This window comes from uncultured Pedobacter sp. (assembly GCF_913776295.1).
Lineage (GTDB): Bacteria > Bacteroidota > Bacteroidia > Sphingobacteriales > Sphingobacteriaceae > Pedobacter.
Genome location: NZ_CAJYOJ010000008.1, coordinates 49427 through 57867 on the forward strand (window position 1 = coordinate 49427; position 8441 = coordinate 57867).

Annotated in this window: 8 protein-coding genes; 4 read left to right on the plus strand and 4 right to left on the minus strand. The window is 39.9% G+C overall.

Annotated elements, in window-relative coordinates:
• Positions 1-3 precede the first annotated feature (3 nt).
• Complete coding sequence (locus QZ738_RS01395) at positions 4-978, plus strand: L-histidine N(alpha)-methyltransferase (RefSeq protein ID WP_293783422.1); 975 nt, start codon at positions 4-6, stop codon at positions 976-978.
• Here QZ738_RS01395 and QZ738_RS01400 read toward each other — a convergent pair.
• Positions 975-2048 carry an aminotransferase class V-fold PLP-dependent enzyme gene (locus QZ738_RS01400; protein WP_293783425.1) on the minus strand — a complete coding sequence of 358 codons (1074 nt, stop codon included), beginning with the start codon at positions 2046-2048 and terminating at the stop codon, positions 975-977. The two genes, QZ738_RS01395 and QZ738_RS01400, sit on opposite strands and share 4 nt — an antisense overlap.
• A gap of 112 nt (positions 2049-2160) precedes the next feature.
• Here QZ738_RS01400 and QZ738_RS01405 point away from each other — a divergent pair, with 112 nt between their 5' ends.
• Together QZ738_RS01405 and QZ738_RS01410 are read left to right on the plus strand one after the other, a co-directional pair.
• The gene (locus QZ738_RS01405; protein WP_293783428.1) at positions 2161-2640 is read left to right on the plus strand and encodes a DinB family protein; all 480 of its coding nucleotides are present in this window, start codon (positions 2161-2163) and stop codon (positions 2638-2640) included.
• A gap of 101 nt (positions 2641-2741) precedes the next feature.
• Entirely contained in the window at positions 2742-3125 is a 384-nt protein-coding gene (locus QZ738_RS01410) for a VOC family protein (RefSeq protein ID WP_293783431.1), read from the plus strand.
• A 59-nt stretch (positions 3126-3184) separates the two neighbouring features.
• Here QZ738_RS01410 and QZ738_RS01415 read toward each other — a convergent pair whose 3' ends face one another.
• The 3 genes from QZ738_RS01415 to QZ738_RS01425 form a co-directional block, all read right to left on the minus strand.
• The gene (locus QZ738_RS01415; protein ID WP_293783434.1) at positions 3185-4381 is read right to left on the minus strand and encodes an acetate/propionate family kinase; all 1197 of its coding nucleotides are present in this window, start codon (positions 4379-4381) and stop codon (positions 3185-3187) included.
• Position 4382: 1 nt separating this feature from the next.
• Entirely contained in the window at positions 4383-6470 is a 2088-nt protein-coding gene (gene pta, locus QZ738_RS01420) for a phosphate acetyltransferase (protein WP_293783437.1), read from the minus strand.
• 188 nt (positions 6471-6658) lie between these two features.
• The gene (locus QZ738_RS01425) at positions 6659-6877 is read right to left on the minus strand and encodes a hypothetical protein (protein ID WP_293783440.1); all 219 of its coding nucleotides are present in this window, start codon (positions 6875-6877) and stop codon (positions 6659-6661) included.
• A 439-nt stretch (positions 6878-7316) separates the two neighbouring features.
• On the opposite strand from QZ738_RS01425, the gene QZ738_RS01430 reads away from it, so the two are divergent.
• The gene (locus QZ738_RS01430; RefSeq protein ID WP_293783443.1) at positions 7317-7994 is read left to right on the plus strand and encodes a competence protein; all 678 of its coding nucleotides are present in this window, start codon (positions 7317-7319) and stop codon (positions 7992-7994) included.
• Positions 7995-8441: the final 447 nt, after the last annotated feature.

An 8441-nucleotide genomic window follows, 5' to 3' on the forward strand; every position in this document is an offset into this window, starting at 1 on the left:
AATATGAGCACAACTACTATCGAAATACCAATTGATAACAAAACGCAGTTTCTTCAGGAAACCTTAGCAGGACTACAATCTGAACCTAAATTTATGCTTTCCAAGTATTTTTACGATGCTGCCGGCGACCGCATATTTCAGCAGATTATGGAAATGGAAGAGTATTATCTAACCAATGCGGAGATGGATATCCTCCAAAACCAGTCAGCACAACTTTTGCAAGCTATATCTGCGGATGGGACAGCTTTCGATTTGATTGAATTGGGCGCAGGAGACGCTACCAAGTCCATCCATTTGTTAAAAGCTTTGTTGGATGCACAAATGGAGTTCAGCTATTTTCCTATTGATATTTCGGAACACGTTATTTCTGATCTGGAAGAAAATCTGCCTAAAAAACTTCCTGCATTGGATATGACAGGATTAAACGGCGATTATTTTGATATGCTGCAGAAGGCTACAGAATTGTCTGACCGCAGAAAAGTTGTGCTGTTTATGGGGGCAAATATCGGTAATATGAGTGTTGCCGAGGCAGAAAGCTTCTGTTTTTCGCTTAAGCAATTGCTTTCTCCAGATGATCTGCTCATCATCGGCTTCGACCTCAAAAAGAATCCGCAACAGATTTTAGCCGCCTATAATGATAAAGGTGGAATTACCAGATCTTTCAACCTAAATCTGCTTCAGCGCATCAATAAAGAACTAGACGGTGATTTCAACATAGATCAATTTGAACATTACGCCAGTTACGATCCGGCATCTGGTGCCTGTAAAAGTTACCTCATCAGTTTAAAAAATCAGGTAGTAAATATTGGCCACCATGTGATTCATTTTGCCGAAAATGAATATATTTTCATGGAAATCTCACAAAAGTATTCTTTAGCAGATATTGATCAGCTCTCAACAAAAACAGGTTTTAAACCCCTTCAACGCTTTTTTGATCAAAAACAATTGTTTGTAGACGCCATTTGGCAGGTTGATTAATTCCTGCCATCCAAAATTGCAAGCAGCTGGTTTAAATCTGCTTCCGTATTGTAAAAATGAAAGGAAATCCGGGTACCTGCTCCCCTTGGTGAGCAGAGAATTTTTGCAGCAGCTAGTCGATCTACCATGTTTTGATCCAGCATCATACTCATAATGGTAGACTGATACTTTCTACGGAGCATCCAATCGGGGACTAATCCTCTCGCATTTAATGCTAATCTTGCCTGGTTGCTGATCGTTTGCGTAGTTTTTTCAATGTAATCGAAACCCATTGCGCCAAGATCATTTAAACTTTCGTTTAAGGTACCAAAGTTTAGGGTATCTAAATGCCCGGGTTCGAAACACATGGATAAATGATCTTTTCCTTTTAAAAATGGTGCCGACGGTAGGTCTGCCAATTTATTTTTTGCATATATCGCATCTTTCATCTGATCAGATAGCATCACATAACCGTTTCCGTATCCGGCCAAAAGCCATTTATATCCACTGCCAATTAACGCATCTAAGCCCGATTTCTCAAAATCAAAGGTAGTAGTACCTAAAAACTGAGTACCATCTCCAACCAATAAAAGATCAGGATAAGTAGCTTTTATTTTTTTGATAAAATCTTCATCCATTCTCAGGCCGCTGATATATTGTACCATGCTAAAGGCCAAAATGGTTGGTTTAAATTTTTCAACAGCTTTAAGGATATTTTCTTCAAGCTTTTCATCAATCGTAACACTATGATAATCAAAGCCCATGCTCATGATGGGGTAACTTACTGAAGGGTATTCTTCCTCTAAAATCAAAAAACGCTGATGCCTGTCTAATCCATTTAATAAAATGTTGAAGCCCAGCGAAAAATTCTGAACGAGATAAGTATTTTCAGGCTTTGAGCCAAAGTGTTTTGCGATATTATTTCGAAGATCGGTAATAAGAGACATACTTTCCATTTTGAAAACGCTTCCGGAGGCCATAAACGCTTCATCATGTTGCATCCGCCATTCAGCTAAGCTAGTGGATAAAACACCTGAATTGGCAGTATTGAGGTAGGTATATTCTTTAAGGATGGGGAAAGATAGCTTCATGCCCCCAAATTAAATAAATTGCGTGTTAAAAATAAACACTTCCGCATCCAAAAATAACTTTTATACAAACCGATTAGAATGAGTATTGTTGTTTTATAAACAGGTATGCATTATGGAAAATGAAACTGCAATATTGGTTACTGAATTAAAAAAGCTTTTAAACGGAGGTGGAGCACATATAGGGTTTAAGGATGCTGTAACCGGTCTGCCTTTTAATCTCCTGGGCGAAAGGCCTTATCATTTGCCATACAGTATCTGGCAACTGGCAGAACATATCAGAATCGCTCAATGGGATATGCTGGAATTTAGTAAGGATGGAACCCATCAATCGCCAAAATGGCCTGATGGATATTGGCCGAAAGAACCGGCGCCCAAAGATGAAGCAACCTGGAGTAACACATTAAGGCAAATCGACGATGATCTCCAGGCATTTATAGCATTTTTGGAATCATCCAACCTATACGATAAGATACCGCATGGCGATGGGCAGCGTATATTAACTGAAGCTTTACAGATTGCAGATCACAATGCTTATCATATTGCCGAAATTGTTGTCGTAAGGCGTTTGTTGGGTGCCTGGAAAAATGAGTAATAATTAATCCCGTTGAGGCCTTTATCTGCCTCCAGCAAAATTTATCATCAATAGGCTACTGGCTAAATTCACATTTCTTTTTTACAAATAAATAATAAGTTATGTTACAAAACTCAAAAGCATTCAGCTCATTTTCTGTAGATGATGTACAGCAGGCAAAAGAATTCTATCAGGGTGTATTGGGCCTCGAAGTGAAAGATCACCCAATGGGAGTGATTGAGGTGTCGGTATCCGGATCATCGAATATACTCCTTTACCCAAAACCTAATCATGTTCCCGCAACCTTTACAGTGCTTAATTTTCCGGTCGAAAATATAGAACAAACAGTTGATGCACTGATCGCTAAAGGTGTGAAGTTTGAAATTTATAATCAGGAATCAATCAAAACCGATCAAAAAGGTATTTCGCGTGGAAACGGCGGACCAGCTATTGCCTGGTTCAGGGATCCGGCCGGTAATATTTTGTCTGTTCTGGAGACGTCCTAAGCTCAGTCAGACTCCAGAAGTTGGCAAAGCGCAAGGGCATAGCGCAAACTTCGGAGGTCTTAACCAAGAAGCTCAAAGCACTGATGGGCAATTTCATATTCTTCATTAGTCGGAATAACCAATATTTTAACCTTAGCGGTTGAAGTATTAATTTCTTTTAATTCACCCTTATACGCTAAATTACTTAGCGGATCTAACTCGATACCCAGGTATTCCAGTTCTGCGCATGCTGCTTCGCGCATTTGGCTGTCGTTTTCACCAACACCTGCAGTAAATATAATAGCATCTATGCCATTTAAAACAGCTGCATAAGCTCCAATAAATTTCCTGATCCGGTAAGCATATAGTTTAACTGCCAAAGTTGCTTCTGGATTGCCCTCATTTATCATTCTTCTGATGTCGCGCATATCGCTGGAGCCACCCACCCCCAAAAGCCCTGATTGCTTGTTAAGCAGTGTACTAAGCTGTGTTAAAGTATATCCGGAATGTTCCATTAAGTGAAAAATAACGGATGGATCGATATCTCCGGAACGTGTACCCATCATTAATCCACTTAACGGGCCAAAACCCATGCTCGTATCTATTGACTGGCCATTTTTGATAGCCGTGATGCTGCAGCCATTACCCAGGTGAATGCTGATGATCTTACTTTCTTGTTGGCCTAACCAATCATTAGCCTGTTTACTTACATATTTATGGCTGGTACCATGAAAACCATACACCCTGATGCCATTTTCCTTATAATACGATTCCGGAATGGCGTAACGATAAGCCTTTTCGGGTATCGTTTGATGAAAAGCGGTATCGAACACCGCAATTTGTTTGGCATTAACAAAAGTCTGTTCAGCAACTTCAATGCATCTGTAATTAACAGGATTATGCAGAGGGGCAAGTGAAAACAGCTTTTTGATCTGATGTTTTACCTCATCTGTGATGATCGTCGGGCCAGAGAAATGTTCACCGCCATGTACCACACGGTGGCCAACAGCTGCAATATCATCAGGACTTGCAACAACTGCATAATCGCCCTGAGTTAATAAGGCCAATACCTGCTTTAGTGCTTTACCATGGTCGGCTATGAAACCAGTCTCCTCCATAACGTATTTTTCACCGTTGCTATAAACTGTGTGTTTGATAAAAGAAGCTTCAATGCCAATACGTTCTGCAAGCCCACTACAAACAGGCGTTTTTTCTGGCATGCTAAAAAGCTGGTATTTTAAGGAACTACTTCCGGAATTGATGACTAAAATGTTCATGTTAAATGTCTTGACATTGGATTGCTGTAATCACAACAGTATTAAAAATATCGTCTACGGTACAACCGCGACTCAGATCGTTTATGGGTTTATTTAAGCCTTGTAACATCGGACCGATAGCCAATGCACCGGTTTCGCGTTGTACGGCTTTGTAGGTATTGTTGCCGGTATTTAAATCAGGGAAGATCAATACGCTGGCTCTGCCTGCCACTTCAGACCCTGGAAGTTTTTGTTTACCCACCAGCGGGTCTACAGCAGCATCATATTGTATTGGGCCTTCAATTTTTAATTCCGGATGCCTCGTTTTAACGATGGCAGTGGCCTCTCTTACACGTTCTACATCTTCACCTTCGCCTGATGTGCCAGAAGAATAAGATAACATGGCTATACGTGGCTCAATGCCAAATTTGGCACTGCTTTCAGCAGAGGAAATCGCTATCTCAGCTAATTGCTGGGCAGTAGGGTTGGGGTTAACTGCACAATCGCCGAATATGGCTACCCGCTCTGGCAGGCACATAAAGAAAATGGAAGAAACAACTGATACACCGGGCTTGGTTTTAACAAATTGTAACGCAGGCCTGATGGTATGCTGAGTGGTATGAACGGCACCGGAAACCATTCCATCGGCATCACCTTTATATACCATCATGGTGCCGAAATAAGAAACATCGGTCATCATGTCTGTGGCCATTTCGAGGTTTACATTTTTGTTCTTACGCAACTCATGTAACGTATTCACGTAATCACCATAATGAATGGAATGGGCAGGGTTATGTATTTTAAAGCTATTGATATCAAGGTTTAATCCAAGTCTTTTGATCGTGTTCGTAATTTCGGCAGGATCGCCTAAAAGGGTAATGTCTACAATATCCTGTGCAATCAGTTTTTCTACTGCTTTTAAAATTCGCTCATCATTACCTTCCGGTAAAACGATATGTTTTTTATCGCGTTTGGCCCATTTAACCAGTTGATATTGAAACATATGTGGGGTGATGCCCTGATAGCTAAAAGTGATGATTTTATCATCCAATGCTTTTATATCAACATACTTTTCGAAAAGCTCTATGGCCAGTGCAATCTTTTTCTTGTTTTCGATGGTAATTTTTGAGTGGATACCGCCAATAGTGGTGGTGGTTTCGAAAGTCCCTTTTTTTACGGCTATAATGGGGATAATGGTCTGTAAACCTTCAATTAGTTTAATAATTGGTTCATCAGGCAAGCTGCCCGCGGTTAAAACAATGCCTGCAATTTTGGGGTAATTGGCAGATAAATTGGCTTGGAGGGCGCCAATAATGATATCACCACGATCGCCTGGGGTAACAATAAGTAAATTATCTTTAATATGCCTTAAAAAATTAGGTAACATCATGGCACCTGTTACAAAATTATCAACCTGATTGTCCAGCAATTCTGTTCCGAAAAGTACCTCGCCGCCCAGGGCCGCCGTAATTTCGTTCATGGTCGGACTTTGCAGGCCTGTTTCGGTTGGAATAACGGCGATCAGTAATTCAGCGGGTAATTGATTGCCTAAAGCTTGCTTAATACGCTCTGCCTCTTCGGGATTTACCATGTTTGCTACTACCCCTAATACCTGTACATCGCGCAACAAAAAGTTACGGTAGATATTGATGGCAGATTTAAAAAGCTGACTTGCCGTTTTGTTTTTTCCTGATACTACTATTAAAACAGGAGCGCCCAGGTTTTTGGCCATTAAAGCGTTCGACTCGAACTCAAAAGCCATACCTTCACCTAAAAAATCGCTTCCTTCAATTACAGTGAAATCGTAATTATCTTCCAGTTTTTTATATTTACTGATAATGGTATTGATAATTCCTCCGCTGTCTTCTGATTGGTGGAGCATTTCCTGGCGGGTAAAAGCAAAAGCATCCTCATACTTAACAGGAAGCGAAAAATAATCTAACATGGCTTCAACGTGCTCATCTTTTTTATTCGGATCGTCTTGTGCTATAATGGGTTTAAAATACCCTACCTTCTGGGTTTTTGCCAACAACATGTTAATCATACCGAAAGCAATTACTGATTTCCCGGTATAAGGTTCGGCTGAAGCAATGAATATATTTTTAGTCATAATGGAGGATCAAATGCATATCAATAACGAATTGTGGCCAATATAGTTGGAAATATTTATTTTAAAAACTAAAGTAGGTGATGTGATCACCGCCTGGTATGCCTTAGCTTATTGGGGCATATCGTAGCAGATCCTTAACAGGCTCAGGATAACGATTCTATTTGATGATTTACCTTACCTTTAATATCCTAACTATTGGATTCGATCAGCAACTTTAGCATTTTCAGTCTGTGAATAAGCGGTTGATTTACTTTTGCATCAGGATTGAGCTTTAGTGGCATAAGATGGCTTTCAAGAAAATGATCATAATCTGTAATTGCGGTAGCCTCATTAAGATAAATTGGAACCTGCTGTTTACCGGCCTGGGCAAAAAAATCTTCTAACTGTTGTATTTCTTGGATGGTCATGCTGCAAAGTTAGTGAATAGTTTGGAGTTAAGTCCGGAGTCGGGTGTCGGAAGTCAGAAGACAGGGTTTCAAATTACATCCGCGTGGCTCTGCGTACTCGGTGCTTTTACAATGTGTCCCTATGTGGTAAATAAATTTTGAAGTCAGATGTCGGAGGTAGGAAGACAAGGTTTCAAATAATAGCAGCCCAGCTCTGCGTACTCGGTTGCTTTTACAATGTGTCCCTATGTGGTAAATAAATTTTAAAGTCAGATGTCGGAGGTACGAAGACAAGGTTTCAATTATAGTCGCCCAGCTCTGCGTGCTCAGCGAGTACTTTGTGTTCTTCGTGGTCAACAATAGTTCTAAATTTACATGCGTAGATTAAATCCTTGTTGTACTAAAAATTTTAGTTTAAATTTGTGTCTCCCTAATTGATTGTTTTTATTGTGGACAGAGAATGGATAATGGTGAAATCAGAAAAGATATTCCATGTGATGAGGTGGCTCCGGTGATTTCTTTACCTAAAAAAGAACATTATCGAAAAGAAACGTCCTGGCATCGCGATTGGAAGTTGGCTTTTCCGCCATCGTTTAGAGAGATTGCCTTTTATGATGCTGCCAATTCCGATCTTCACCGGGCGGATATATTTACGCCATCCGGCTATACCATTGAGTTTCAAAATTCGCCGATAACGCTTGCCGAACTAAACAGCCGGGAGGCTTTTTATCCAAATTTAACATGGGTATTGAATGGTAAAAAGTTTAAGGGCTTTAAAATATTGAAACATTTGCCCGATGTGGATGATCCGAAGTTAGCCGGGTATGAATTTTGTCATTCCGATCATCTTTCGATGGTTAGGAAAGCAGAGTTGATACAAGGAATATCCAATCCGAAGATACTTAATTTTTACCACCCTGAACTTAAAGGAATTAAATTCACTTCAAACCTCTATTCTTTCTGCTGGAAACAGCCTCACAGTGTATGGTATTCAGCCGCTGCTAAAATTGTTGTTGATTTGGGAGGCCATTTTTTGTACGAACTAAAACAGCGTAAACAATTAAATGGAAATTACCCCTATCTAAAAATGATAAGCAGAAAGACATTTATTGACTGGCACACCCCACCGGAGATTTAGAAATTTGTAGATGTAGTAGTGAAATTATTCTTTTCAAAGATGTAAAGGACGTCATTTCGAGCGAAACGCAGTGAAGTCGAGAAATCTTATAAATTAGAATAGCATAAAAATGGGCTTATTAACCTAGGTCCGATTAATATTTAAAAATTAATGAGCTTTATTATGACAAATTGCTAGCCGTTTCGTCGTGCTGAACTATTTCAGCATCTTTTCAGTAAAACCGCCTTGCTATAAAGACCCTCAAACAAGTTACCATTGACGTTATTTTGCAATTGTCTATTAATGAGTGACTTGCGGAACCTATGCATTTCGGCGTAGCTAGGCCTTCGCACTGTGTCTCCGTTCTACTTAAGTCCGGCCTAACAAATTTTTCGGATTCTACTGCCCAAGCCCTATTACTTGCTTTAAAAGAAAAATTTTCAGCCGGCATTTTTTGTTACTTTTTGA

What these genes read in the sequence shown, in the direction of transcription:
- QZ738_RS01395 (WP_293783422.1), top strand. Translation starts at nt 4, where the DNA reads ATGAGCACAACTACTATCGAAATACCAATTGATAACAAAACGCAGTTT.
- QZ738_RS01400 (WP_293783425.1), bottom strand. Translation starts at nt 2,048, where the DNA reads ATGAAGCTATCTTTCCCCATCCTTAAAGAATATACCTACCTCAATACT.
- QZ738_RS01405 (WP_293783428.1), top strand. Translation starts at nt 2,161, where the DNA reads ATGGAAAATGAAACTGCAATATTGGTTACTGAATTAAAAAAGCTTTTA.
- QZ738_RS01410 (WP_293783431.1), top strand. Translation starts at nt 2,742, where the DNA reads ATGTTACAAAACTCAAAAGCATTCAGCTCATTTTCTGTAGATGATGTA.
- QZ738_RS01415 (WP_293783434.1), bottom strand. Translation starts at nt 4,381, where the DNA reads ATGAACATTTTAGTCATCAATTCCGGAAGTAGTTCCTTAAAATACCAG.
- pta (WP_293783437.1), bottom strand. Translation starts at nt 6,470, where the DNA reads ATGACTAAAAATATATTCATTGCTTCAGCCGAACCTTATACCGGGAAA.
- QZ738_RS01425 (WP_293783440.1), bottom strand. Translation starts at nt 6,877, where the DNA reads ATGACCATCCAAGAAATACAACAGTTAGAAGATTTTTTTGCCCAGGCC.
- QZ738_RS01430 (WP_293783443.1), top strand. Translation starts at nt 7,317, where the DNA reads ATGGATAATGGTGAAATCAGAAAAGATATTCCATGTGATGAGGTGGCT.